Raw genomic sequence first — 25,071 nt, forward strand, 5'->3', positions numbered from 1 at the left:
GGATCGGGTCGCATTGTTGGGGTGAGCCCGGCAATCGACGTAAATGTCTGGATTTGCGCTGAGTGCGGGCTCTGCCGTCACAGCCGCCGATGAGCAGGCACGATCCCGCTGCGGGCCGTGCCAAGATGGGCCACGTGACCGCCGCCAGCCTCGCTCCCATTCTGCTCGTCCTCGGCGACGAGGAGCTGCTCGCCACGCGCGCGGTGACGGAAGCCGTGGCGACGGCCCGGAGCGTGGACCCCGACGTGGACGTCCGGGAGTACCAGGCCGGGTCCCTCACGGTCGGCGAGATCGCCGAGATGCTCAGCCCGTCGCTGTTCGGCGGGCGCCGGGTGCTGGTCCTGCGGGCCGGCCAGGACGCCCGGAAGGACCTGGTGACCGCGCTGCTCGCGTACGCGAAGAACCCCGACCCGGACGTCCAGCTGGTGGTGCTGCACCTGGGCGGGGCCAAGGGCAAGGCGTTCGCCGACGGGCTGAAGGCGGCCGGCGCCACCGTGGTGCCCGCGATGAAGCTCAAGGGGCACCGCGACCGGGTGGCGTTCGTCCGGGACGAGATCCGCCGGGGCGGTGGGAAGTGCACCGAGGACGCGGCCGAGGCGTTGATCGCCGCCGTCGGCGGGGACCTGCGGGAGCTGGCCGCCGCCTGCTCCCAGCTGGTCGCCGACACCGACGGGCGGATCGGCGCGGATACCGTCGCCCGGTACTACCGCGGCCGGGTCGAGGTGAGCGGCTTCACGGTCGCCGACGCGACCATGATCGGGGACATCCCGGCGGCGCTGGAGGCGCTGCGCTGGGCCCTGCATGTCGGGGTCGACCCGGTGCCGATCGCCGACGCCCTCGCCGACGGGGTGCGCACCGTGGCCCGGGTCGCCGCCGCCGGCCGGGGCGACCCGTACCAGTTGGCCAGCACCCTCGGCATGCCCGCCTGGAAGATCAAGAACGCGCAGCAGCGGGCCCGGGGCTGGACCCCGGAGGGCCTGGTCGAGGCGATGCGGGCGGCCGCCGAGTGCAACGCGGCGGTCAAGGGCGGCGCGGACGACCGGGCGTACGCGCTGGAGAAGGCGGTCTTCTCCGTCGCGGCCGCCCGGCGTGGCGGCGCCCGGTGACCGGCCTCACCCGGACGGCGTGGAGCACCGTGCCCACCGAGGAGGAGCGGTACCGACCGCTCTACGCCCGGGCGCTCGGACTGCGCGTCGTCAACCCGGGTGGGGTGCTCTGCTTCCTCTTCTTCGAAGGCGCGGTGGCGCTCGCCGTGCTGCTCGCCCTGGCCGAGCTGGTGAGCTGGTGGGCGGTGGTGCTGCTGCCCGTCGCCGTGGCGCTGATGGTCAAGCTCAACGACATGGTGGCCGAGCGGGTCGTCTGCTCGGCGGCGCTCGTGCCGGAGCAGGAGCGGGACCGGTTCCGGCGGCAGATGGAGCCGGTGGTCGGGCGGGCGCGGGTGCCCCGGACCCTGCCGGGCGTGGTCGTCGCCGCCGAACCGGCGCCGATGCCGCCGTGGGAGCGGCCGCAGGGCGCGCCGGAGTGGCGCTCGGGAGCGGGGCGCTGGCCCGAAGGCCCGGACGCCAACTCCGCGGGCCGACCCTGACCTGCCCGATATCGTTCCCGCCTCCCGCCTCCCGCCTGCGCGGTCTTGGCAGCGACCGAGGCTGATGGTGCCCAAGGTGATGGGCGACCCGCGGGGTCGGGACGGCCTGGCCGGGCTCAGGAACGCGGACAGCCTGAAGCCCCGGGCGTCGCCCGGGGCTTCAGGTCAGGTCTGAGGTCGCTCGGTCAGACCGAGAGCGAGCCGACGCGCTTCGCGATCGCCGACTTCCGGTTCGCCGCCTGGTTGGCGTGGATGACGCCCTTGCTGGCGGCCTTGTCCAGCTTGCGGGCCGCGTCACGCATGAGAACGGTGGCCTTCTCGGCGTCACCGGCCTCCGCAGCCTCGTGGAACTTCCGGATGGCGGTCTTCAGCGACGACTTGACCGACTTGTTGCGCAGCCGGCGCTTTTCGTTCTGCCGGTTGCGCTTGATCTGGGACTTGATGTTCGCCACGCGACAGCCTCGTCTTGATAGCTCGGTTTGGTCTGCTTCCGCGCGCGACAAGCAGGCGTCATCGCTGCGCGAAGAGCCAGGTTACCAGGTCGGCCGGGACGAGCCAAAACGACTCAGCTCCAGCCCCGCCGAGCGGCCAGCCAGCCGAGCGCCTGCTCCCCGCTGAACCGCTGGTGCGCGCGCAGGTGCGGGGAGACCGCCGGCACGGGTACCGGGGCCGGCGGGGCCGGGGGCGGGCCGGCGGCGGCGGAGGTGAGGTAGTAGCCGGCCAGTGCGGCCAGCGTCACGTCGAGGGCGTCCGGCGGGGCGTCGGCCGTGGCCGGGTGGCCGGCGAAGATCGCGTCCACGGGCCGGCCGCTGGCGTACCCGGTGATCAGCAGGCCGGCCAGGTCGAACCACGCGGGGCCGTGGCAGAGCCAGTTCCAGTCGCAGAACCAGGCCCGGCCGCCGGCGTCGAGCAGCACGTTGTCCACCCGCAGGTCGCCGTGGACCAGACCGCGGCCGGCGGCGGCGTACCCGGGCAGTCGGGACTCCAGCGCGACCAGCTCCGGCAGCCGGTCGCGCGCCTCGGCCGGCATCGGTGGCGCCGGTTCGCGGCCGGCGGCCACCTCGCCCCACCAGAGGATGTCGTCGCGGGCCAGCTCGGCCAGGTGTGGCAGCCCGAGGGCGACCAGGTCGGCGGGCGGTTCGGCCAGCGCGGCGACCAGCTCGGCGTATCCGGCGAGGACGGCGTCCAGCTCGGCCGGGTCCCAGGGCAGCCGGGGGGTGCGGCCGTCGAGGGCGTCCAGGCCGAGCGCGTACCAGCCGGACGCGGTCAGCGCCCAGTGCGGGCGGGGGACCGGCAGGCAGGCCGGGAGCCGGGCGAGGACCGCCGCCTCCCGGGCGTACCAGTCGGCGAGGTGACGCTGGTGGGTCAGGTCGGCGGCCTTGACGAAGACCCGGCCGCCGTCGGCGGCCGTCAGCAGGGCGGCGAACCCGCCGGTGAAGCCGGCCCCCGCGGTACGCGCCGACGCCACCGGCGCGCCGAGCCGGGCGGCCACCGCGTCGCGCAGCCCGGCCGGCAGCGCCGACCAGTCCGGTCGGACGGCGGTGGCGTGGTACGGCACCGGGGGCGGCGAGATCGCGGGCACGCCACCATGCTGCCCTGCCGGGGCGCGCGCGCCCATCCGACGCGGGCGCGGGCGGTCGGCCCGTCGGGCCGGTCCCTCCCGGCCGGCCGCTCACCGGAAGAGTGTCGTACCGCGCTGGCAGCATCCGCAGCGTGCAGATGGACGAGTTCTGGGTGCTGATCGAGCGGTCCGCCGCCGTCACCGGCACTCCCGACGAGCGACTGGTCTGGCTCACCGACCGTCTGGCCGACCGGCCCGCCGCCGACGTGGTGGACTTCGCCGTCCTCCTCGACGAGCTGCGCAGGCGGGTCGACACCTGGCGGCACTGGGGCGCCGCGCTGCTCGTCTGCGGCGGCCTCTGCTCCGACGACGGCTTCCACTACTTCCAGGCCTGGCTGGTCGGGCTCGGCCGGGATGCCTTCGAGCGGGTCGCCGACGACCCGGACGCGCTCGCCGACGTTCCCCAGGTGGGCCGCCTGGCCGGGCGGCACCCGCGCGAGTGGGCCGAGGAGGAGTGGCCGGACTGGGAGTGCCTGGACTACGTCGCGGACGAGGCGTACGAGCGGGTCACCGGCGAGCAGGAGGGCCTGGACGACGCTGTCGAGGCGCGGGGGCGGGAGTTGAGCTGCTCGCCCGACCCGGCGGACGAGAAGTGGGACCTCGGGGACCGGGCCGAACTGGCTCGCCGGTATCCGCGACTCGCCGCGATGTTCCCGCTGCCGGACGGCGGCCGGGAGTGGGTCTGGGAGACTGCCGGGCCATGAGGACCGACGACTTCTGGCAGCTGATCGACGAGGCGCGGGCCGGCGGCGGGGGAGAGCCCGACGCGGTCGCCGCCCGCGCGGTCGCCCTGCTGGCCGAGCGGGACCCGGAGGACATCGTCGGGTACGCGCGCCACCAGCAGCGGGTGCTGTCCGCCTCCTACCGGGTCGACCTCTGGGGCGCGGCCTACCTGATCAACGGGGGCGCCTCCGACGACGGCTTCGAGTACTTCCGTGGCTGGCTGATGACCCAGGGCCGGGCGGTGTTCGCCCGGGCGGTCGGTGACCCCGACTCCCTGGCGGAGCTGCCCCGGGTGCGGGCCGCCGCGCTCAGCGGCGAGGAGTTCGAGTGCGAGGACATGCTGGCGGTGCCGTGGGAGGCGTACCGGAAGGCGACCGCGACCGAGCTGCCGGCGGAGCGGGACCCGGTCGCCGTGCCCGACCTCAACGACTTCTGGGACTTCGACGACGAGGACGAGGCCCGGCGCCGGCTGCCCCGGCTCGCGGCGCTCTTCGTCGAACCGCCCGAGGAGTGACCCGGCACGGCCGGGGAAGGCGGTGGCGGAGCACCGGACGGTGAGCCGCGGCACCCAGGAGTGATCGGAGCGCGTCCGGAGCGACGTGGGAGCATAGAGGGGGCCGGCGGCGCGCCGGCCCGCTCACGTCAGCCGACCAGAACGGACCGCTGTGCCACCGACGCTCGATCCCGGCGCGAACGCTCCTGGTGCCACCGACCCGGCGCGCATCAGGAACTTCTGCATCATCGCCCACATCGACCACGGGAAGTCGACCCTGGCCGACCGGATGTTGCAGCTCACCGGCGTGGTCGACCCGCGGCAGATGCGCGCGCAGTACCTCGACCGGATGGACATCGAGCGCGAGCGCGGCATCACCATCAAGAGCCAGGCCGTCCGGATGCCGTGGACCATCCGGGAGGGCGAGCGGGCCGGCGAGCAGGCCGTGCTCAACATGATCGACACCCCGGGCCACGTCGACTTCACCTACGAGGTGTCCCGCTCGCTGGCCGCCTGTGAGGGCGCGGTCCTGCTGGTCGACGCCGCGCAGGGCATCGAGGCCCAGACGCTGGCCAACCTCTACCTGGCGCTCGAGAACGACCTGCACGTCATCCCGGTGCTCAACAAGATCGACCTGCCGGCCGCCCAGCCGGAGAAGTACGCCGAGGAGCTGGCCCACCTGATCGGCGGCGACCCGGCGGACTGCATCAAGGTCTCCGGCAAGACCGGCGAGGGCGTGCCGTACCTGCTCGACGAGATCGTCCGGCAGTTCCAGCCGCCGGTGGGCGACGCCGACGCGCCCGCCCGCGCGATGATCTTCGACTCGGTGTACGACGTCTACCGGGGCGTGGTCACCTACGTCCGGGTGATCGACGGGCGGATCAGCGCCCGCGACCGGATCAAGATGATGTCCACCGCGGCGGTGCACGAGCTGCTGGAGATCGGCGTCATCTCGCCGGAGATGGTGAAGGCCGACGCGCTCGGGGTCGGCGAGGTGGGTTACCTGATCACCGGCGTGAAGGACGTCCGCCAGTCCCGGGTCGGTGACACGGTCACCATCAACTCGCGGCCGGCGACCAAGGCCCTGGGCGGCTACAAGGACCCGAAGCCGATGGTCTACTCCGGCCTCTACCCGATCGATGGCTCCGACTACCCCAACCTGCGCGAGGCGCTGGACAAGCTCAAGCTCAACGACGCCGCGCTCGACTACGAGCCGGAGACCTCCGGCGCGCTCGGCTTCGGCTTCCGCTGCGGCTTCCTCGGCCTGCTGCACCTGGAGATCATCCGGGAGCGGCTGGAGCGCGAGTACAACCTCGACCTGATCTCCACCGCGCCGAACGTCGTCTACCGGGCCATCACCGAGGACGGCCAGGAGCTCGTGGTGACCAACCCGAGCGAGTACCCCACCGGCAAGATCGCCGAGGTGTACGAGCCGGTCGTGCGCGCCACCGTGCTCACCCCGAACGACTACGTCGGTGCGGTGATGGAGCTCTGCCAGGGCCGCCGGGGCAGCCTGCTCGGCATGGACTACCTCTCCGCCGACCGGGTGGAGCTGCGCTACACGCTGCCCCTCGCAGAGATCATCTTCGACTTCTTCGACCAGTTGAAGAGCCGCACCAAGGGCTACGCCTCGCTGGACTACGAGCCCTCCGGGGAGCAGGCCTCCGACCTGGTCAAGGTCGACATCCTGCTGCACGGCGAGCCGGTGGACGCGTTCAGCGCGATCGTGCACAAGGACAAGGCGTACAACTACGGGGTCACCATCGCGGCGAAGCTGCGCAACCTGATCCCGCGCCAGCAGTTCGAGGTGCCGATCCAGGCCGCCATCGGCAGCCGGGTGATCGCCCGGGAGACCATCCGGGCGATCCGCAAGGACGTGCTCGCCAAGTGCTACGGCGGTGACATCAGCCGTAAGCGCAAGCTGCTGGAGAAGCAGAAGGAAGGCAAGAAGCGGATGAAGATGGTCGGCCGGGTGGAGGTCCCCCAGGAGGCCTTCATCGCCGCGCTCTCCTCCGACTCCGGGGACGCCAAGGCGCCCGGCAAGAAGTAGCGCCCGCCGCCGCGACGGCCACGGCCGGCACCCCCGACAGGTGGGTGCCGGCCGTTTCGCGTGCGCTCCCACGTCGTACCCGGGAATTTCCGGTGGTCGAGCGGCCCTGCCCGGAGGTCGTCGCGCGCGCCCTGAGCTGCGGGTTGCTCGTCCCGAGTGGCAATCGACGCGGGGGTCGCGCATCGACGGGCGGCGACAGCTGTTCCGCTGGGTCGGTTTGGATTTTCGGACGGTCGGGAACTTAGCGGTCACGACACGAACCACACACACCGTGTGACTCAATCTTCAGAAGGAGGGCGACCGTGGAGCTCACCGTTTGGGGCATCATCACCGCGATCGTTGTTGGTCTCATCGTCGGCGCTTTGGGCCGGCTGGTCGTGCCGGGCCGCCAGGACATGCCGATCTGGCTGCACATGCTGATCGGTATCGGCGCGGCCCTGCTGGGCACCGTGCTGGCTCGCGCGATCGGCATCGCGACGGAGACCGCCGGCATCGACTGGATGGAGCTGCTGGTCCAGGTCGTGCTCGCCGCCATCGGCGTGGCCCTGGTGTCCGGTGTGGGTCGCCGCCGCGGCGTCACCCACCGGTAAGCAGCGACACCGCGTTTCGACGGGCGCCCGACCCCCCGGTCGGGCGCCCGTCCGCGTACCCGGAAAAGGGTCTGCCCCGTGAACTGTCGGCTGCGGTACCGTCGCCTCGCCCGACCCTCACCCCTGTCGTAAAGGAATTTTTCCTACTAGGGTGCGGCAGAGAAGGTTAATGCCAGACGGCGCGAGGGAGAAGTGGCGTGAACAGGTGGAAGCGGCTGGCTCCGGTCACCGCCGTCGTGGCCTCGGCCGCGATGGTGCTCGCCGGTTGCGGGGGCTCCGGCGACGACGACGCCGCCGACAAGAGCAAGCTGACGGTCTGGATGATGGGCGAGGGCAGCGACGCCCAGACGTCCTTCCTCGACGGCGTCGAGAAGGAGTTCCGGCAGAAGCACCCGGGCACCGACGTGGTGGTCCAGTACATCCCGTGGCTGGAGGCGCCGAAGAAGTTCCAGGCGGCGCTCGCCGGTGGTGAGGGCCCGGACGTCACCGAGCTGGGCAACACCGAGACCCAGGGCTGGGCTGCCCAGGAGGCGCTCGCCGACGTCACCGGGAAGATGTCCGGCTGGGCCGAGAGCAAGGACCTCCTGCCCGACCTGGTGCGCAACGCCCAGCTCGACGGCAAGCAGTACGGCGTCCCCTGGTACGCCGGCGTCCGCGGCATCTACTACCGCACCGACTGGTTCGCCGAGGCCGGCGTGCAGACGCCGACGAACTGGGAGGAGCTGGTCGCCGCCGCCAAGGCCGTGCAGGCCAAGAAGCCGAACACCTACGGCATCGCGCTGCCGGGCAACTCCGAGCTGCCCTTCTACTCCTTCCTCTGGGGCGCCGGCGGCGAGATCGCCACCAACCAGGGCGGCACCTGGAAGTCCGGCTACACCAGCCCGGAGGCGCAGAAGGCGGTCAAGTTCTGGACCGACCTGGTCACCGTGCACAAGGTCGCCCCGCCGGCCGCCGCCGGCTGGAACGAGATCGACGCCCGTACCCAGTTCGCCACCGGCAAGGCCGCGATGGCCTTCGGCGGCAGCTGGCAGGGCGGCGCCATCAAGAAGGACAACCCCGACATCGAGAAGGTGTGGGGCACCTTCCCGATCCCCGGCCCGGACGGCAAGCCGGCCCCGGCCTTCGCCGGCGGTTCGGACATCGCCCTGTGGAAGGACAGCAAGAAGCAGGACCTGGCGTGGGACTACCTGACCGTCCTGCTCAACAAGAAGAACGCCAAGACCTTCGCCAGCAGCCTCGGCTTCTTCCCGGTCTACTCCGACCTGGTCGGCAGCGGTGAATACGCCAACGACAAGATCATGGCCGCGTTCGCCACCACCATGCAGAACACCAAGGTCACCCCGCTGACCCCGAAGTGGGTGGAGGTCAGCCGCACCAAGACGGTGACTCAGGCGATGAACAGCTCGGTGATGAAGGGCCAGAAGACGGTGGAGCAGGCCACCACCGAGGCGGCCGCCGAGATGGAAGGCATTTTGAACGCCAAGTGAGCACCCTGACCAAGGGCACCGGGACGGCCGCCGCGCGGGAGACACCCGCGCGGCGGCGGCCCCGCGTGGACCGCCTGCCGTACCTGCTCCTGCTGCCCTGCCTGGCGGTCATCGGCGTGCTGCTGCTCTGGCCGCTCGGCCAGGTGGTGGCGATGTCGTTCTACAAACTGGACAGTGTCCGGCAGTTGCGCGGCGACCGCGAGTGGCCGTGGGTGGGGCTGGGCAACTACACCCAGATCATCGGCGACCCGTTCTTCCGTACGGTGCTGCGCAACACGCTGCTCTTCGCCGCGGCCAACGTGGTGCTGACGATGATCCTCGGCACCCTGGTCGGGCTGCTGCTCAACCGGCTCGGCCGGCGGATGGCCACCTTCGTGGCGAGCTGCGTGATGCTCGCCTGGGCCACCCCGGCGCTGACCGGCACCATCGTCTGGAAGTGGATCTTCGACGACACCTCCGGCCTGGTGACCTGGCTGTTCAACAAGCTGCCCGACGGGCTGTCGACCGCGCTCTTCGGCCGCAGCGACTGGACCGGGTACGGCTGGTTCAACTCGCCCCTGCTCTTCTTCGCCATCCTCACCCTGGTGGTGGTCTGGCACTCGTTCCCGTTCATCGCGGTGAGCGTGCTCGCCGGGCTCAAGAGCGTGCCGAGCGAGCTGCACGAGGCGGCCCGGGTCGACGGGGCCGGGCCGTGGAAGGTCTTCTGGAAGATCACCTTCCCGCTGCTCCGGCCGGTCTTCGGGATCCTGATCGTGCTCAGCACCATCTGGGACTTCAAGGTCTTCACCCAGCAGTTCGTACTGGCCGGCGGCACCCAGGACCGGCCGACGTTCATGCTCTCCATCTACTCGTACGCCGAGGCCTTCTCGCCGCCGCCCAAGTACGGTGTGGGCTCCGCGATCGCGGTCATCCTCACGCTGATCCTGCTGGTGGTGACCGGTCTCTACGTCCGGATGGTGCTCAAGCAGGAGGAGGACGCGTGAGGCGCGGCGCGATGGTGAAGCGGGTCGCGCTCAACGGCGCCGGCCTGCTGGTGGCGCTCTTCGCCGCCTTCCCCGTCTACTGGATGGTCGCCACGTCGCTGAAGCCCAACCGGGAGATCTTCTCGGCGGCGCCCCGGCCGGTGCCGGCCGAACCGACCCTGGAGCACTACCGGGAGATCCTCACCGGCAACCTGATCCCGGGCGTGACGTTCGCCGACTTCTTCCTCAACAGCGCCCTGGTGGCGGTGAGCACGGTGCTGCTCAGCGGCCTGGTCGCGCTGCTCGCGGCCACCGCGGTGGCCCGGTTCCGGTTCCGGCTGCGGACCAGCTTCCTGATCATGCTGCTGGTGGTGCAGATGATCCCGCTGGAGGCGCTCGTCATCCCGTTGTTCCTGATGATCCAGCGGCTCGGCCTCTACAACACCCTGCCCAGCCTGATCCTGACCTACCTCGGCTTCTCGCTGCCGTTCGCGGTCTGGATGCTGCGCGGCTTCGTGGCGGCGGTGCCCAAGGAGCTGGAGGAGGCCGCCGCGATCGACGGGGCCAGCCGGGCCCAGACCTTCCGCCGGATCCTCTTCCCGCTGGTGGCGCCGGGCCTGGTCGCGACCAGCATCTTCTCCTTCATCACCGCCTGGAACGAGCTGATCTTCGCGTTGACCTTCGTCAACGACCAGGACCGGTACACCCTGCCGGTGGCGATGACCTTCTTCTTCGGGCGGGACGACACCGCGTGGGGGTCGGTCATGGCCGCCTCGACGCTGTTCACCCTGCCGGTGGTCGTCTTCTTCCTGCTGGTGCAGCGCCGGATGGTCTCCGGCCTGGTCGCCGGCGCCGTCAAGGGCTGAGCCGCCGCCGTCGAGGCCTGAGCCGCCGCCGTCGAGGCCTGAGCCGGCGGCGTGGTGGCCGGCCGTCGAGGGGTGGTCCGGCGGGTGCCGGGATCCCTCGGCCACGGTTAGGCTCTCGGCCATGACGGGCAGGCTGGCGGCGGTGAACCTCGGCGGGGTGACCGAGGCGGAGTGGGCGGGCGACCCGAGCGGCCGCAGCGGCATCGACAAGCGGCCGGTCGACGGCCCGGTGCTGCTGCGCGCCGACGGGGTGACCGGAGACTTCATCGGCGAGCGGGCCCACCACGGCGGCCCCGACCAGGCGGTCTACGCGTACGCGGCGGAGGACGCCGAGTGGTGGTCGGCCGAGCTGGGGCGCACGATCCCGCCCGGCGGGTTCGGCGAGAACCTGACCACCTGGGCGGTGGACGTGACCGGGGCGGTCATCGGCGAACAGTGGGCGATCGGCTCGGCGGTGCTTCAGGTGACCAAGCCGCGCACCCCCTGCACCACCTTCGCCGGCTTCTGGGGCGTACCCGACCTGATCAGGCGGTTCACGGTGCGGGCGGCGCCCGGGGCGTACCTGCGGGTGCTGCGCGCGGGCGAGATCGGCGCGGGCGACCCGGTCGAGGTGGTGGATCGGCCCGCGCACGGGGTCACCATCGGCGAGGTGTTCCGGGCGATGAACCTCGAACCGGGGCTGCTGCCCCGGCTGCTCGACGTCGCCGAGCTGCCGGAGCCGATCCTGGAGAAGGTGCGCCGCCGGGTGGCGGGCAGCCGCCCCTAATGGGAGGCCCGGCAGCCGTCCGAGCGGCGGGCGGCCGGGGTCACCCCTCGGCGAAGACCTCCGCCAACACCTGGGCGTCGGCGGGACGGCCGTCGGACACCTTGGCCCAGGTGCCGTCCTCGGCGGTCCACTCCAGGCCGGCGAAGCGGACCCGCTTCACGCCGTGGTCGGGCGCGTGCGAGACCAGCCAGTGGGCGTACCGCCAGCCGTCGCGACGGTCGGCGGCGGGCACCGTGAGCCCGGTCAGCGCGGCGACCGTGCCGGTGCCGGACAGCCCCCAGTCCAGGGCCAGGCCGCGGGTCAGCGCGGCGGCGGCCGCCTCGCCCCGCATGGCCGGCGTCCGGCCCACCGTGCACGCCACCGCGCCGGTGGCCTCGCCGAGCAGCGCCCGGGTCAGCACCTCGGATTCGTCCGCCCACTTCTGGTACGCCGTCGGGAAGGCCGACCGCTGGACCGCCTGGGCCGCGTCGGTGACCCGCATCTTCTCCCAGCCGCGCACCTTCTTCAGCGCGGCGTAGAACCGGTTCGCCGCGTACCGCTGGTCGCGGATCTGCTCCGGGGTGCCCCAGCCCTGGCTGGGGCGCTGCTGGAACAGGCCGACCGAGTCCCGGTCGCCACCGGCGAGGTTGCGCAGCCCGGACTCCTGGTACGCGGTGGCCAGGGCGACCACCACCGCCCGCTCGGGCATCTGCCGCTGGATGCCGATCGCCGCGATGGTCGCCGCGTTCGCCATCTGGTCGGCGTCCAGCACCACGGTGCCGTCGGCCTGGACGGTGCAGGTGCGGCTGGCGACGGGGAGCCGGAGCTGGCCACCGAGCTGGCGGACGACGACCCAGACCCCGAGAAGGGCGACGACCGCGAACACGACACCGACTGCCACGATTGCCCTGGTTCGCACCCGCACCTCCTGTTTCACGGTCCTCCCCAGCGTACGTCTCCGAAAAGGCGAGCCGGGTCGGCCGACCGGTTCACGTTCCCGGGAGCAAAGGAAGAAAACCGCCCGAGATGGGCGCTACCGTGCCTGCTCTGCCGGACCACCGTCCAGAGCGGCCACCCATCGAGCAGGTCGCTTCTCGCGGAAGGCCAGCACGCCCTCGCGGCCCTCCTCGGAGAGGAAGTAGCCGGTGGAGAGGGCGGACAGCTCGGCGATCTCGCCGCGCAGGTCGTTGGCGGCCGGGCGGCGCAACAGCCCCTTCGCCCCGGTCAGCGCCCCCGGCGCCCCCCGCACCAGCGAGGCGCACCAACGCTCCACCGCCGCGTCCAGCCCGTCCGCCGGGACGGCGGCGGTCACCAGGCCGATCTCGGCGGCCCGCCGGCCGTCGAAGGTGTCCCCGGTCAGGTACAGCTCGGCCGCCGCGCGCGGGTGCAACCGGGGCAGCACGGTGGCGGAGATGACCGCCGGGATCACCCCGATCCGCACCTCGGTGAAGGCGAACGTCACCTCCTCGGCGCAGACCGCCAGGTCGGCCGCTGCGATCAGGCCCAGCCCGCCGGCCCGAGCCAGCCCGGCCACCTTCGCCAGCACCGGCTTGGGGCACTCCCAGACCGCCGCCAGCACGTCGCCGAGCATCCCGGCCGGGACGGTCCCGCCGGCGTACGCGGCGGCCGTCTCCTTCAGGTCCGCGCCGGAGCAGAAGACCGGCCCGGTGTGGTCCAGCACGATCACCCGTACGGCGTCGTCGGCGACCGCCGCGGCGATCCCGGCCAGCAGCTCGGTCATCAGCGGGGTGGAGAGCGCGTTGCGGTTGTGCGGGCTGTCCAGGGTGAGGGTGGTCACCCCGCGGGCCGTGGCGACCCGCACGAGGCGGTCGGGAGAGGTCATGCCGGGCACACTAGTGGCCATGCCCGGCGTCCTTCCAGAAGGCGAGACCGTCCCCGTCGACGGGTCGCTGCCCGCCACCGCCCTGAGCGCGGTCGGCGCGCGCGGCTTCGGCGTGTACGTCCACGTGCCGTTCTGCGCCAGCCGCTGCGGCTACTGCGACTTCAACACCTACACCGCCGCCGAACTCGGTGGCGGTGTGGGCCGGGAGTCGTACGCCGACACCGTGCTGGCCGAGCTGGCGCTGGCCGCCCGGGTACTCGGCGACACCTCGCCGCCGCGGGTCGACACCGTCTTCGTCGGCGGCGGCACGCCGACCCTGCTCCCCGCCGACGACCTGGCCCGCATCCTCGACGGCATCGACCGCACCTGGGGGCTGGCCGCCGACGTCGAGGTGACCACCGAGGCCAACCCCGAGTCGGTCACCCCGCAGTCGCTGAAGACGCTGCGGGCGGCCGGCTACACCCGGATCTCGCTGGGCATGCAGTCCGCGGCGCCGGGGGTGCTGGCGGTGCTCGACCGCACGCACAGCGCCGGCCGGGCCACCGCCGCCGCCCGGGAGGCGCGGGACGCCGGGTTCGACCACGTCAACCTCGACCTGATCTACGGCACGCCGGGGGAGAGCGCGGAGGACTTCGCCGCCTCTCTCGACCAGGCGGTCGCCGCCGGGGTGGACCACGTCAGCGCGTACGCCCTGATCGTGGAGGACGGCACCCGGCTCGCCGCCCGGATGCGGCGCGGCGAGCTGCCGTACCCCTCGGACGACGTCGCCGCAGACCGGTACCTGGCCGCGGAGGCCGCCCTCGGCGCGGCCGGTTTCTCCTGGTACGAGGTCTCCAACTGGGCCCGCTCCGAGGCGGCCCGGTGCCGGCACAACCTGCTCTACTGGACCGGCGCGGACTGGTGGGGCCTCGGCCCGGGGGCGCACAGCCACGTCGGCGGGGTGCGCTGGTGGAACGTCAAGCACCCCACGGCGTACGCGAAGCGCCTGGCCGCCGGGGAGTCGCCCGGCCTGGCCCGGGAGGTGCTGACCGCGGACGAGGCGCACATGGAGGACGTCATGCTCCGGCTGCGGCTCGCCTCCGGCCTGCCGCTGGACGCCCTCGACCCGGCGGGCCGGGCGGGCGCCGAGCGGGCGTTGGCCGACGGCCTGCTGGCCGGCCCGGAGTACGCGGCCGGCCGTGCCGTGCTCACCCTGCGCGGGCGATTGCTCGCCGACGCCGTGGTCCGCGACCTGCTGCCCTGAGGGTGCCCGGCCGGCCGGGGGAGCGGCCGGCCGAGGCTCACTTGATGAAGCTGGCGGACATCGGGTAGCGGTAGGGCTGCCCCTCGTTGGCCTTGATCCCGGCGATGACGCCGAAGATGATGCCGATGATCATCGCGGCGAGGCCGATGAAGATGCCGATGACGATGCAGCTCAGGACCCAGCCGACCAGCGCGATGACCGACCAGAGGATCTGGAAGTTCAGCGCGGCGACCGCGTGCGCGCGGACGATCGGCGACTGGCCGCCCCGGGCGATCAGCGCGATCAGCGGGGCCAGCCAGCCCAGCACGCCGCCGCCGAGGAACATGCCCGCCGCGCCACCGAAGTGCGCCACCAGGATCCAGGTCTTGTCCTCGTTGTTGCCGTACCCGCCGGAGGGAGCGCCGTAGGCGCCACCGGTCGGATAACCGACGCTCGGCGGGGGGTAGCCGCCGGACGGCGGCTGGTCACCGGTGGGTGGCGGATAGCCACCGGGCGGGGGATAGCCGCCCGCCCCCGGGGCCCCGGACAGTGGTGCGGTGGGCGGCTCGTACGACGAGCCGGAGGGAGCGGTCGGGTCCGGCCGGTCACCGGGGTCCCCCGCTCCGGGAGGGCGAGGTGGTTCAGTCATGGACGTCACGGTAGGGGTTGTGGGCAAGTCCCCACCAGAGCGACACCGCCCCGGATGTCCGGATGATCGGCTCTACCGTGCTGTCCGGGCGGCGGGGCGCACCCGTGGTCCGTCGCCGATCATTACGTCGGCGGGGGCGCCGACGTAGACTGGCACTCGCTACAGTCGAGTGCCAGTGCGCTCGCCCGGGGACGCGCCAGCTGCTCCGGGCCGACGTGCGTCAGGAGGTGGGGAGATGGGTCTCGACGACCGCAAGCTCGCCGTGCTGCGCGCGATCGTCGAGGACTACGTCGCCACGCAGGAGCCGGTCGGCAGCAAGGCCCTGGTCGAGCGGCACCAGCTCGGCGTCTCCCCGGCGACGGTGCGCAACGACATGGCCGTGCTGGAGGAGGAGGGCTACATCCGGCAGCCGCACACCAGTGCCGGCCGGGTGCCCACCGACCGTGGCTACCGCCTCTTCGTCGACCGGCTCTCCCGGGTCAAGCCGCTGAGCCCGGCCGAGCGCCGGGCGATCGAGCGCTTCCTGGTCGGCGCGGTCGACCTGGACGACGTGGTGCACCGCACCGTCCGGCTGCTGGCCCAGCTGACCCGGCAGGTCGCCGTGGTGCAGTACCCCAGCCTGGCCCGCTCGTCGGTGCGCCACCTGGAGCTGGTGCCGATCTCCACCACCCGGCTGATGCTGGTCATGATCGCCGACACCGGCCGGGTCGAGCAGCGGTTGGTGGAGCTGCCCGCGCCGATTCCCGCCGACCACGTCATCGACCTGCGCCGGCTGGTCAACGAGAAGTTGGTCGGCAGCCGGCTGTCGGAGACGCCGCCGCTGGTCCAGGCGCTGGTCGACGAGTCCGCCCCGCACCTGCGCGGGGCGATGACCACGCTCTCCACCGTGCTGCTGGAGACGCTGGTCGAACGGCACGAGGAGCGCATCGCGCTGGCCGGCACGGCCAACCTGACCCGCGGCGGCCTGCTCGACTTCCAGGGCTCGCTGCGCCCCATCCTCGAGGCGCTCGAGGAGGAGGTCGTGCTGCTCAAACTCATCGGTGAGGCCGAGCCCAGCACCACCCGGGTGCTGATCGGCGACGAGAACGAGGTCGACAACCTGCGGGCCGCCTCGGTGGTCAGCACCGGGTACGGCCCCGGCGCCACCATCGTCGGTGGTCTGGGGGTGCTCGGACCCACCCGGATGGACTACCCCGGCACCATCGCCACCGTGAGGGCCGTGGCACGCTACGTGGGCGAGCTGCTGGCCCAGAACTGACCCAGGGCAGGGGCCGGCGGCCGGCTCCGGCTGACGACCGCGCAAACGCGAGACGAACATGAGGACACCAGACGCAGTGGCCAGGGACTACTACGGCATTCTCGGCGTGAGCCGGGAGGCCTCCGACGACGAGATCAAGCGCGCCTATCGCAAGCTGGCGCGGCAGTTCCACCCGGATGTCAATCCGGACCCGGAGGCACAGGAGAAGTTCAAGGACATCAACGCCGCGTACGAGGTCCTCTCGGACGACCGGAAACGGCAGATCGTCGACCTGGGCGGCGACCCGCTCGCCCCGGGTGGTGGCGGTGGTCCCGGTGGTCCCGGCGGCGCGGGCCCGTTCGTCGGCTTCCAGGACATCATGGACGCGTTCTTCGGCGGCGCCGCGGGCGGCGCGCGGGGGCCGCGGCCACGCACCCGGCCGGGCGCCGACGCGATCCTGCGGCTGGAGCTGGACCTGCACGAGACCGCGTTCGGCGTCGAGGCGCCGATCACCGTCGACACCGCCGTGCTCTGCACCACCTGCGCCGGCGCCGGCACCGCGGCCGGCACCCACCTGGCCACCTGCGAGGCGTGCGGCGGCCGGGGCGAGGTGCAGTCGGTGCAGCGCACCTTCCTCGGCCAGGTGGTCTCCGCCCGCCCCTGCACCGTCTGCCAGGGGTACGGCACCACCGTCCCGCATCCCTGCCCGACCTGCGCCGGCGACGGCCGGGTGCGGACCCGCCGCTCGCTGACCGTCAAGATCCCGGCCGGGGTCGAGGACGGCATGCGGATCCGGCTGGCCCAGCAGGGCGAGGTGGGCCCGGGTGGCGGCACCGCCGGGGACCTCTACGTGGAGATCCACGAGCGGCCGCACGACGTGTACTCCCGCAAGGGCGACGACCTGCACTGCCGGGTCACCGTGCCGATGACCGCCGCCGCGCTCGGCACCCGGCTGACCATCAAGACGCTGGACAGCGAGGAGACGGTCGACGTCAAGGCCGGCACCCAGCCGGGCAGCACGCTGCGGCTGCGCGCCCGGGGCGTGCCGCACCTGCGCGGCACCGGCCGGGGTGACCTCTACGTCCACCTCGACGTGCGGACCCCGACCAAGCTCGACGCCGACCAGGAGCGGATGCTGCGCGACTTCGCCAAGACCCGGGGCGAGGAGGTCGCCGAGCTGTCCAAGCAGGGCGGCTTCTTCTCCCGGATGCGCGACGCCTTCAACGGGCACGCCTGACGTGTCCGCGCCGCTGTTCCTGGTCGAGGCGCTGCCCACCGGTGACACCCTGACCCTGGACGGCCCGGAGGGCCACCACGCGGCCACCGTGCAGCGGCTGCGCGTCGGCGAGGAGCTGCTGCTCGCCGACGGGCGGGGCGGCACGGCCGCCGCGGTGGTCACCGCCGTCGGCCGGGGCACCCTCGAGGTCGACGTCACCTCCCGGGGGTACGCCGACGCGCCCGTCCCCCGGGTCGTGGTGGTGCAGGGCATCGCCAAGGGGGACCGGGGCGAGCTGGCGGTGCAGGCGATGACCGAGGTCGGGGTGGACGAGATCGTGCCCTGGGCGGCGTCCCGCTCGGTGACCCAGTGGCGCGGCGACCGGGGCGTACGGGCCCGGGACAAGTGGGTGGCGACCGCCCGGGAGGCGGCCAAGCAGGCCCGTCGGCCCTGGCTGCCGGTGGTGGCCGGCGCCCCGGACGAGTCCACCGCCACCGTGGTCCGGCGGATCACCGGGGCCGGTGCCGCGTTCGTGCTGCACGAGGAGGCCGAGGAGCGGCTGACCACCGCGGAGCTGCCCGGGACCGGCGAGATCGTGCTGGTGGTCGGCCCGGAGGGCGGCATCGCCCCGGTCGAGCTGACCGCCTTCGCCGACGCGGGCGCCCGCCCGGTCCGGCTCGGCCCGTCCGTGCTGCGCACGTCCACGGCCGGCGTGGCCGCCCTGAGCGTGCTCGCCACCCGCCTCGGCCGCTGGTAGGCCGCCCGGCTGCCCTCACGCCGCGCCGCCCGACGCCGCGTGCCGGTCAGGTGCGCAGGTACGACGCGCCGTTGAGGTCGACGATGGTGCCGGAGGCCCACTGGGCCGCGGGGCTGGCGAGCCAGTGCACGGCGGCGGCGATCTCCTCGGGGCGGGCCACCCGGCCGAAGGGGCTCTGCGCCCGGATCGCGTCGCCCCGCTCGCCGGCCAGGTGGTCGGTGGTCATGTCGGTCTCCACGAATCCGGGCGCGACGGTGGCGACCGCGATGCCGTACGGGGCGAGCGCGACGGCGAGGGACTGGCCGAGCGCGTTCAGGCCGGCCTTGCTGGCCCCGTAGGCGGGCTGGTCCGGCTCGCCCCGGAAGGCGCCCCGGGAGGAGACGTTCACCACCCGGCCCCCGTGGCCCCGCATGTGCTGGGCGGCGCACCAGGTGACATTGGCCGCCCCGGTCAGGTTGGTCTCCAGCACCAGCCGCCACTGCCGCTGCCACTGCTCGTACGAGGCGCCGAAGACCGGGTGCGGGGCGTCCCGCTCGCCGTACACGCCGGCGTTGTTGACCAGCACGTCCAGCCCGCCGAGCCGGGCGGCGGCGGCGTCCACCATGGCCCGTACCGCGGCCGGGTCGGTGAGGTCCGCGCGGACCACCACGTGGCCGTCGCCGGGCAGCTCGGCGCGGAGCGCCTCGGCCAGTTCGGTCGAGTCGCGGTGGTGGATCGCCACCCGGTCCCCGCTCGCCGCGAACGCCCGCGCCACCGCGCGGCCGATGCCGCGCGAGGCCCCCGTCACCAGTACCGCCCGTGAAGTCACGGGGCACATCATGCCCCAGCCCGCCGGCACGCCTTACCATGCCCCGATGGGATCCGACTGCCTGTTCTGCCGCATCGTCGCCGGGGAGATCCCGGCCACCATCGTCCGGGAAACGGACACCACCCTCGCCTTTCGCGACATCGGCCCGAAGGCGCCGGTGCACGTGCTGGTGATCACGAAGGAGCACTACGCCGACGTGGCCACGCTCGGGCAGGGTGACCCGAAGCTCGCCGGCGAACTGCTCGCCACGGCGGCGGCGGTGGCGGAGGACGAGGGGCTGCTCGGTGACGGCTACCGGCTGATGTTCAACACCGGCGCGTACGGCGGCCAGGAGGTCTTCCACGTGCACGCGCACCTGCTCGGCGGCGCGCCGCTCGGCCCGATGCTGGCCCGGGACGTCGCGTGACCGCTGGGCAAGATCGGCTGGCCCGGATGGTGCGCCGGGTGCAGGCGCAGGCCCGGGTGCCGGCCCTCTCGGCAGCCCTGCACCGGGCCGACCGGCCGCTGTGGACCTGTGAGGCCGGCGGCACCGACGCCGGCCTCGGCCCGGGCACCCGGTTCCGGATCGGTTCGGTGACCAAGACCTTCACCTCCGTGCTGGTGATGCAGTGCCGCGACGACGGTCTGCTCGACCTGGACGACCCGATCGGCCGCCACCTGGCGCTGCCCGCGCACGGGGAGCTGACCGTACGCCGGCTGCTGTCGCACACCGCCGGCCTGCAACGCGAGCCGTACGGCGACGTCTGGGACACGCTGCGTGCCCCCGGGGCGGACGAACTGGTCGCCGAGTTGGCCCGGGCGGAGCGGGTGCTCCCGACCGGCCGCCGCTACCACTACTCCAACCTGGGCATGGCGCTGCTCGGCCGGCTGGTCGGCGAGCTGCGCGGTGGCTCCTGGGTCGAGGTGCTGGGCGAGCGGGTGCTGACCCCGCTGGGGCTGGCCGCCACCTCGGTCACGCCGGGGCCCGACGCGGCGACCGGGTTCCTGGTCGACGCGTACTCCGACGAGGCGCACCCGGAGCCGCCGACCGACTTCGGTGCGATCGCCCCGGCCGCCCAGCTCTGGAGCACCGCGACCGACATGGCCCGGTGGGCGGCGTTCCTGGCCGACCCGGCGGCGCTGGACCCGGCCGGCGCGGTGCTCGCCCCGGCCTCCCTGGACGAGATGCGCTGGCCGCTCACCACCACCGACGAGACGCTCTGGGCGGCCGGTTTCGGGCTCGGCCTGATCCTGGTCCCGTACCCCGACCGGGTGGTGCACGTCGGGCACGACGGCGCGATGCCGGGCTTCCTGGCCGCGGTCTACGGCCGGCGCGGCGGTGACGGCACGGCCGGCGCGATGGGCTGCGCGGTGCTCGGTTCCTCCGGCACGGCGGCGGAGGTCTTCGACCTGCCGCACCGGCTGCTCGCCGCGTCCGCCGAGCACGACCCGGCGGACATCGCGCCCTGGCGGCCGGGCGACCCCGCGCCCGGGCCGCTGCGTGGGATGCTGGGCCGCTGGTGGGGCGAGGGTTTCGAGTACGTCTTCAGCTGGCACGACGGGGCGCTGCGCGCCCGGGGCGCCGACGACCCGGCGGGCCGGCCCCCGGCGGTCTTCGCGCCGCTGCCGGACTCCCCGGACGTCTTCCGGACGGTCGCCGGGCGGGAGGTCGGCGAGCTGCTGCGGCTGACCCGGGACGAGCACGGGACGGTGGTCCGGATGCACTGGGCGACCTACCGCTTCACCCGCCACCAGGAGACCTTCGACCGGTACGACTTCCGCGCCGGCTGACCGGACCGGCGGCCCCCGGCGAGCGGGGTGCGGGTGCGTCGTGTCGGTGCCGCTGCGAGGTATCGCCCGCCCTGCACCCGGCCCATGGGGGCCCGGAAATGGGCGCGGTGCCGCCGGTGTTGAACGGATACGATGGGTGTAACGTCCGCACGCCGCGCCAGCAGGGCCCGGCGCCGAGATCGGAAGCAGGTGGCACAGGGCCCGACGGCCCGAATCCATGACCGGCACCCCACCTCCCGGCCCGCCCCGGGTGCAGACCAGGATCACGGTTCCCGATTCCAAGATCATGGTCAACCTGCTCGGCGCGGGCGACGAGATCCTGCGCCTCGTCGAACGCTCGGTCGACAGTGACGTGCACGTGCGCGGCAACGAGATCACCATCACCGGTGCGCCCGCGGACAACGCCCTCGCCGAGCGCCTCTTCAGCGAGCTGCTCGAACTGATCGAGAAAGGCGAGACCCTGACCACTGACGCCGTCCGGCGTACCGTCGGCATGCTCGAGCAGGGCAGCGCGGAGCGGCCCGCCGAGGTCCTCACCCTCAACATCCTCTCCCGGCGCGGGCGCACCATCCGCCCCAAGACGCTCGGGCAGAAACGGTACGTCGACGCGATCGACGCGCACACCATCGTCTTCGGCATCGGCCCCGCCGGCACCGGCAAGACCTACCTCGCCATGGCGAAGGCCGTCCAGGCGCTGCAGGCGAAGCAGGTCAACCGAATCATCCTGACCCGGCCGGCGGTCGAGGCGGGGGAGCGGCTGGGCTTCCTGCCCGGCACCCTGAACGAGAAGATCGACCCGTACCTGCGGCCGCTGTACGACGCGCTGCACGACATGCTCGACCCGGAGTCCATCCCCAAGCTGATGGCCGCCGGCACGATCGAGGTCGCGCCGCTGGCGTACATGCGGGGCCGGACCCTCAACGACGCGTTCATCATCCTGGACGAGGCGCAGAACACCACGCCCGAGCAGATGAAGATGTTCCTCACCCGGCTCGGCTTCGGTTCCAAGATCGTGGTGACCGGTGACGTCACCCAGGTCGACCTCCCCGGCGGGACGACCAGCGGCCTGCGGGTGGTCCGGGAGATCCTGGAGAACGTCGAGGACGTGCACTTCGCCCAGCTCTCCAGCTCGGACGTGGTCCGGCACAAGCTGGTCGGGGAGATCGTCGACGCGTACGCCCGCTGGGACGCCGAGCGGGAGAACCAGCAGGCGCAGAGCGTGCACGCCGTGCCCGGGCGGACCGCCCAGGGCGGCCGGGCCGGCCGGCGCCGCTAACCAAGAGGAAGACAGTTGTCCATCGAGATCGCCAACGAGTCCGGTGTCGAGGTCGACACCGACGCCGTGCTCGCCGTCGCCCGGCACGCCCTCGACGAGATGGGGGTCAACCCCCTCGCCGAGCTCTCCGTGCTGCTGGTCGACATCGACTACATGACCGAGCTGAACCACCGCTGGATGGGTGGGGACGGGCCGACCGACGTGCTCGCCTTCCCGATGGACGAGGGCAGCATCGACCACGGCCCGGGTGAGAGTGCCCCGGCCGGCGGTGAGCCCGCCCTGCTCGGCGACATCGTGCTCTGCCCGGAGGTGGCGGCGAAGCAGGCCACCACCGCCGGCCACACCACCGCCGACGAGCTGCACCTGCTCACCGTGCACGGCGTGCTGCACCTGCTCGGGTACGACCACGCCGAGCCGGAGGAGGAGCGGGAGATGTTCGCGCTCCAGGCCCGACTGCTGGGCAGCTGGCGGTCGACCCGGACCCGGTGATGACCACCCAGGCGGCGACCGCCGCCAACCTGCCCGACCTCCAGCTGATCTTCTTCGCCGCGGGGTTGGTGGTGCTCGCCGGCCTGATCGCGATGACCGAGGCGGCGCTGGCCGCCGTCTCCCCGGCCCGGGCCGCCGAGCTGGCCCGGGACGGGGCGCGCGGCGCGCGTACCCTCCAGGCCGTCGCCGGCGACGTGGTACGCCACCTCAACCTGCTGCTCCTGCTCCGGCTGCTGGCCGAGCTGACCGCCACCACGCTGGTGGCCCTCGTCGCGGTGGACACCTTCGGCGCGGGCTGGCGGGCGGCGCTGGTCACCGCCGGTGCGATGACCGTGGTCAGCTTCGTCATGGTCGGCGTGGCGCCGCGCACCATCGGCCGGCAGCACGCGTACGCGGTGGGCCGGGCGGTGGCGCCGTTGGTCCGCTGGCTGGGCCGGGCGCTGAACCCGCTCGCCTCGCTGCTGATCCTGATCGGCAACGCGGTCACCCCGGGGCGCGGTTTCCGGGAGGGTCCGTTCGCCAGCCAGGTGGAGCTGCGCGAGCTGGTCGACCTGGCCGAGCAGCGCGGTGTCGTGGAGCACGGCGAGCGGCAGATGATCCACTCGGTCTTCGCGCTCGGCGACACCATCGCCCGCGAGGTGATGGTGCCCCGCACGGAGATGGTCTGGATAGAGGAGGGCAAGACGCTCTCCCAGGCGCTGGCGCTCTTCCTGCGCTCCGGCTTCTCCCGCATCCCGGTGATCGGGGAGAGCGTCGACGACGTGCTCGGCGTGCTCTACCTCAAGGACCTCATCCGGCGCACCCAGGGCGGCGACCCGCGGGACCACCAGACCCCGGTCGCGGAGCTGATGCGCCCGGCGACCTTCGTGCCCGAGTCCAAGCCGGTCGACGACCTGCTCTCGGAGATGCAGGCCGCCCGCAACCACCTGGTCATCGTCGTCGACGAGTACGGCGGCACCGGCGGCCTGGTCACCATCGAGGACATCCTGGAGGAGATCGTCGGCGAGATCACCGACGAGTACGATGTCGAACGCCCGCCGGTGGAACACCTGGAGGACGGTTCGGTGCGGGTCACCGCCCGGCTCCCGGTGGAGAACCTGGGCGAGCTGTTCGACACCGAGCTCCCCACCGACGAGGTGGAGACGGTCGGCGGCCTGCTGGCCCAGTCCCTGGGCCGGGTGCCGATCCCCGGGGCCCGAGCCGAGGTGGCCGGGCTGCGGCTGATCGCCGAGGGCACCACCGGGCGGCGCAACCGGATAGACACCGTGCTGGTGAGCCGGGTCGAGCCGAGCGACGCGCCGGACGGGTCGGGGCGCGGCGAGCAGGCCGAGTCTCGCAACAACCAGACCAGAACCGAGGAGAGGCAACCCGCCGATGCCTGAGTCAGCCGCCGTACCGGCCGCCCGGCCCACCCCGTCCGACCCGGCCGAACTGAGCGCGGAGGACGGCAAGCTGGTCGTCCTGGCGCGTGGCGCCCGTGGCCGGGTTGCGGCCGTGGAGGGCGCGGCGGTCCGTGACCAGGACGGCCGGACGTACGCCGCGGCGAGCGTCTCGCTGCCCTCGTTGACCATCACCGCGCTCCAGCTCGCGGTCGCCTCCGCGGTGGCGGCGGGCGCGAGCCGGCTGGAGGCGGCCGTGGTGGTGACCGAGGCGTCGACGCTGGACGGGGCGGGGCACGCCGCCGTGCGCGACCTCTCCGCCGACGCGCCGATCCACGTGGCCGCGCCGGACGGCACGGTTCTCGGCACGGTGGTCGAGTGACCGGCACCGGAGAGCGTCCGTACCGGGCCGGGTTCGCCTGTTTCGTCGGGCGGCCGAACGCGGGCAAGTCGACGCTGACCAACGCGATCGTCGGGCAGAAGATCGCGATCACCTCGAACAAGCCGCAGACCACCCGGCACGTCATCCGGGCCGTGCTGCACCGCCCGGAGTCGCAGCTGGTGCTGGTGGACACCCCCGGCCTGCACCGCCCCCGCACGCTGCTCGGCGAGCGCCTCAACGACCTGGTCCGCTCGACCTGGAGCGAGGTCGACGTGATCGGCCTCTGCATCCCGGCGGACGAGCCGGTCGGCCGGGGCGACCGGTTCATCACCGGTGAGCTGGCCGAGCTGAAGGCCACCGTGCTGGCCGTGGTGACCAAGACCGACCTGGTCGACCGGAAGCGGCTGGCCGAGCAGTTGCTGGCGGTCAGCGAGCTGGGCGAGTTCGCCGACGTGGTGCCGGTGAGCGCGGTCTCCGGGCACCAGGTGGACACCCTGGTCGACGTGATGACCAACTACCTGCCGCCGTCGCCGCAGCTCTACCCGGACGACATGCTCACCGATGACCCGGAGCAGGTGCTGGTCGCCGAGTTGATCCGGGAGGCGGCCCTGGAGGGGGTCCGGGACGAGCTGCCGCACTCCATCGCGGTCGTCGTCGAGGAGATGATCCCCGAGGGCCAGGTCATGAAGATCTTTGCCGACGTGTACGTCGAGCGGCCCAGCCAGAAGGCGATCGTGATCGGTCACCGGGGCAGCCGGCTGAAGGCGGTCGGCACCGCGGCGCGCAAGCAGATCGAGGAGCTGCTCGGCACCCGGATCTACCTCGACCTGCACGTACGGGTGGCGAAGGACTGGCAGCGGGACCCGAAGCAGCTGCGCAAGCTCGGCTTCTGACGGCACCGCCGGCGGTCACCGGGTGTCG

The 25,071-nt window shown here is 73.0% G+C and carries 27 protein-coding genes; 21 read left to right on the forward strand and 6 right to left on the reverse strand.

Annotated elements, in window-relative coordinates; genetic code table 11:
• The first annotated feature begins 125 nt into the window (after positions 1–125).
• Both holA and AB0I41_RS19980 read left to right on the forward strand, forming a co-directional pair.
• Positions 126–1,106: a DNA polymerase III subunit delta gene (holA, locus tag AB0I41_RS19975; RefSeq protein WP_357109431.1), complete on the forward strand. Its 981-nt coding sequence runs from the start codon at positions 126–128 to the stop codon at positions 1,104–1,106.
• Positions 1,103–1,585, forward strand: coding sequence for a hypothetical protein (locus AB0I41_RS19980; protein ID WP_357109434.1), 483 nt, complete (start codon positions 1,103–1,105; stop codon positions 1,583–1,585). The genes holA and AB0I41_RS19980 overlap by 4 nt, the downstream gene beginning before the upstream one ends.
• Positions 1,586–1,770: 185 nt before the next feature.
• On the opposite strand, the gene rpsT is transcribed toward AB0I41_RS19980, so the two are convergent.
• Both rpsT and AB0I41_RS19990 read right to left on the reverse strand, forming a co-directional pair.
• Positions 1,771–2,037 (reverse strand): 30S ribosomal protein S20, encoded by a 267-nt coding sequence (gene rpsT / locus AB0I41_RS19985; RefSeq protein ID WP_357109436.1) that lies wholly within the window; start codon positions 2,035–2,037, stop codon positions 1,771–1,773.
• Between the two features lie 113 nt (positions 2,038–2,150).
• Positions 2,151–3,203 (reverse strand): aminoglycoside phosphotransferase family protein, encoded by a 1,053-nt coding sequence (locus tag AB0I41_RS19990; protein WP_357109439.1) that lies wholly within the window; start codon positions 3,201–3,203, stop codon positions 2,151–2,153.
• Positions 3,204–3,304: 101 nt separating this feature from the next.
• On the opposite strand from AB0I41_RS19990, the gene AB0I41_RS19995 reads away from it, so the two are divergent.
• From AB0I41_RS19995 to AB0I41_RS20030, 8 genes are all read left to right on the forward strand, one after another.
• Complete coding sequence (locus AB0I41_RS19995; RefSeq protein WP_357109569.1) at positions 3,305–3,910, forward strand: DUF4240 domain-containing protein; 606 nt, start codon at positions 3,305–3,307, stop codon at positions 3,908–3,910.
• Complete coding sequence (locus AB0I41_RS20000; RefSeq protein ID WP_357109442.1) at positions 3,907–4,443, forward strand: DUF4240 domain-containing protein; 537 nt, start codon at positions 3,907–3,909, stop codon at positions 4,441–4,443. Before AB0I41_RS19995 ends, AB0I41_RS20000 begins: the two co-directional genes overlap by 4 nt.
• A gap of 151 nt (positions 4,444–4,594) precedes the next feature.
• Entirely contained in the window at positions 4,595–6,472 is a 1,878-nt protein-coding gene (gene lepA, locus AB0I41_RS20005) for a translation elongation factor 4 (RefSeq protein ID WP_357109445.1), read from the forward strand.
• Positions 6,473–6,774: 302 nt separating this feature from the next.
• A complete protein-coding gene (locus AB0I41_RS20010; RefSeq protein WP_357109448.1) occupies positions 6,775–7,062 on the forward strand; it encodes a GlsB/YeaQ/YmgE family stress response membrane protein in 288 nt (95 codons plus the stop codon).
• Between the two features lie 197 nt (positions 7,063–7,259).
• Positions 7,260–8,549: a sugar ABC transporter substrate-binding protein gene (locus tag AB0I41_RS20015; RefSeq protein ID WP_357109451.1), complete on the forward strand. Its 1,290-nt coding sequence runs from the start codon at positions 7,260–7,262 to the stop codon at positions 8,547–8,549.
• Positions 8,546–9,532 (forward strand): sugar ABC transporter permease, encoded by a 987-nt coding sequence (locus tag AB0I41_RS20020; protein ID WP_357109454.1) that lies wholly within the window; start codon positions 8,546–8,548, stop codon positions 9,530–9,532. The genes AB0I41_RS20015 and AB0I41_RS20020 overlap by 4 nt, the downstream gene beginning before the upstream one ends.
• A gap of 11 nt (positions 9,533–9,543) precedes the next feature.
• Complete coding sequence (locus tag AB0I41_RS20025) at positions 9,544–10,377, forward strand: carbohydrate ABC transporter permease (RefSeq protein ID WP_357109572.1); 834 nt, start codon at positions 9,544–9,546, stop codon at positions 10,375–10,377.
• Between the two features lie 121 nt (positions 10,378–10,498).
• Entirely contained in the window at positions 10,499–11,143 is a 645-nt protein-coding gene (locus AB0I41_RS20030) for an MOSC domain-containing protein (RefSeq protein WP_357109457.1), read from the forward strand.
• A 40-nt stretch (positions 11,144–11,183) separates the two neighbouring features.
• On the opposite strand, the gene AB0I41_RS20035 is transcribed toward AB0I41_RS20030, so the two are convergent.
• Together AB0I41_RS20035 and AB0I41_RS20040 are read right to left on the reverse strand one after the other, a co-directional pair.
• Complete coding sequence (locus tag AB0I41_RS20035; protein ID WP_357109575.1) at positions 11,184–12,047, reverse strand: hypothetical protein; 864 nt, start codon at positions 12,045–12,047, stop codon at positions 11,184–11,186.
• 108 nt (positions 12,048–12,155) lie between these two features.
• Entirely contained in the window at positions 12,156–12,965 is an 810-nt protein-coding gene (locus AB0I41_RS20040) for an enoyl-CoA hydratase-related protein (RefSeq protein WP_357109460.1), read from the reverse strand.
• Between the two features lie 19 nt (positions 12,966–12,984).
• Between AB0I41_RS20040 and hemW the strand changes: the two genes are divergently transcribed.
• Complete coding sequence (gene hemW, locus AB0I41_RS20045) at positions 12,985–14,208, forward strand: radical SAM family heme chaperone HemW (protein ID WP_357109463.1); 1,224 nt, start codon at positions 12,985–12,987, stop codon at positions 14,206–14,208.
• A gap of 37 nt (positions 14,209–14,245) precedes the next feature.
• Here hemW and AB0I41_RS20050 read toward each other — a convergent pair whose 3' ends face one another.
• Positions 14,246–14,836: a DUF4870 domain-containing protein gene (locus tag AB0I41_RS20050; RefSeq protein WP_357109466.1), complete on the reverse strand. Its 591-nt coding sequence runs from the start codon at positions 14,834–14,836 to the stop codon at positions 14,246–14,248.
• Positions 14,837–15,071: 235 nt separating this feature from the next.
• On the opposite strand from AB0I41_RS20050, the gene hrcA reads away from it, so the two are divergent.
• The 3 genes from hrcA to AB0I41_RS20065 all read left to right on the forward strand — a co-directional run bounded on the left by hrcA (position 15,072) and on the right by AB0I41_RS20065 (position 18,046).
• The gene (gene hrcA, locus AB0I41_RS20055; protein ID WP_357109469.1) at positions 15,072–16,094 is read left to right on the forward strand and encodes a heat-inducible transcriptional repressor HrcA; all 1,023 of its coding nucleotides are present in this window, start codon (positions 15,072–15,074) and stop codon (positions 16,092–16,094) included.
• Between the two features lie 76 nt (positions 16,095–16,170).
• Positions 16,171–17,310: a molecular chaperone DnaJ gene (gene dnaJ / locus AB0I41_RS20060; RefSeq protein ID WP_357109578.1), complete on the forward strand. Its 1,140-nt coding sequence runs from the start codon at positions 16,171–16,173 to the stop codon at positions 17,308–17,310.
• Between the two features lies 1 nt (position 17,311).
• Positions 17,312–18,046 carry a 16S rRNA (uracil(1498)-N(3))-methyltransferase gene (locus AB0I41_RS20065; protein WP_357109472.1) on the forward strand — a complete coding sequence of 245 codons (735 nt, stop codon included), beginning with the start codon at positions 17,312–17,314 and terminating at the stop codon, positions 18,044–18,046.
• A 46-nt stretch (positions 18,047–18,092) separates the two neighbouring features.
• Here the strand turns inward: AB0I41_RS20065 and AB0I41_RS20070 are convergent, their stop codons facing one another.
• The gene (locus tag AB0I41_RS20070; RefSeq protein ID WP_357109474.1) at positions 18,093–18,854 is read right to left on the reverse strand and encodes an SDR family oxidoreductase; all 762 of its coding nucleotides are present in this window, start codon (positions 18,852–18,854) and stop codon (positions 18,093–18,095) included.
• A 46-nt stretch (positions 18,855–18,900) separates the two neighbouring features.
• Here AB0I41_RS20070 and AB0I41_RS20075 point away from each other — a divergent pair, with 46 nt between their 5' ends.
• The 7 genes from AB0I41_RS20075 to era all read left to right on the forward strand — a co-directional run bounded on the left by AB0I41_RS20075 (position 18,901) and on the right by era (position 25,043).
• Positions 18,901–19,260, forward strand: coding sequence for a histidine triad nucleotide-binding protein (locus AB0I41_RS20075; protein WP_357109477.1), 360 nt, complete (start codon positions 18,901–18,903; stop codon positions 19,258–19,260).
• Entirely contained in the window at positions 19,257–20,624 is a 1,368-nt protein-coding gene (locus AB0I41_RS20080) for a serine hydrolase domain-containing protein (protein WP_357109480.1), read from the forward strand. The genes AB0I41_RS20075 and AB0I41_RS20080 overlap by 4 nt, the downstream gene beginning before the upstream one ends.
• A 217-nt stretch (positions 20,625–20,841) precedes the next feature.
• The gene (locus AB0I41_RS20085) at positions 20,842–21,900 is read left to right on the forward strand and encodes a PhoH family protein (RefSeq protein ID WP_357109483.1); all 1,059 of its coding nucleotides are present in this window, start codon (positions 20,842–20,844) and stop codon (positions 21,898–21,900) included.
• 15 nt (positions 21,901–21,915) lie between these two features.
• Positions 21,916–22,389, forward strand: a complete 474-nt coding sequence (gene ybeY, locus AB0I41_RS20090) for an rRNA maturation RNase YbeY (RefSeq protein ID WP_357109487.1) — start codon at positions 21,916–21,918, stop codon at positions 22,387–22,389.
• Positions 22,365–23,771 (forward strand): hemolysin family protein, encoded by a 1,407-nt coding sequence (locus AB0I41_RS20095; RefSeq protein WP_357109580.1) that lies wholly within the window; start codon positions 22,365–22,367, stop codon positions 23,769–23,771. The genes ybeY and AB0I41_RS20095 overlap by 25 nt, the downstream gene beginning before the upstream one ends.
• Complete coding sequence (locus AB0I41_RS20100) at positions 23,764–24,150, forward strand: cytidine deaminase (RefSeq protein WP_357109490.1); 387 nt, start codon at positions 23,764–23,766, stop codon at positions 24,148–24,150. Before AB0I41_RS20095 ends, AB0I41_RS20100 begins: the two co-directional genes overlap by 8 nt.
• Positions 24,147–25,043 carry a GTPase Era gene (gene era, locus AB0I41_RS20105; RefSeq protein ID WP_357109493.1) on the forward strand — a complete coding sequence of 299 codons (897 nt, stop codon included), beginning with the start codon at positions 24,147–24,149 and terminating at the stop codon, positions 25,041–25,043. The genes AB0I41_RS20100 and era overlap by 4 nt, the downstream gene beginning before the upstream one ends.
• Positions 25,044–25,071 lie beyond the last annotated feature (28 nt).

It is taken from the genome of Micromonospora sp. NPDC050200 (assembly GCF_040656135.1).
Lineage (GTDB): Bacteria > Actinomycetota > Actinomycetes > Mycobacteriales > Micromonosporaceae > Micromonospora.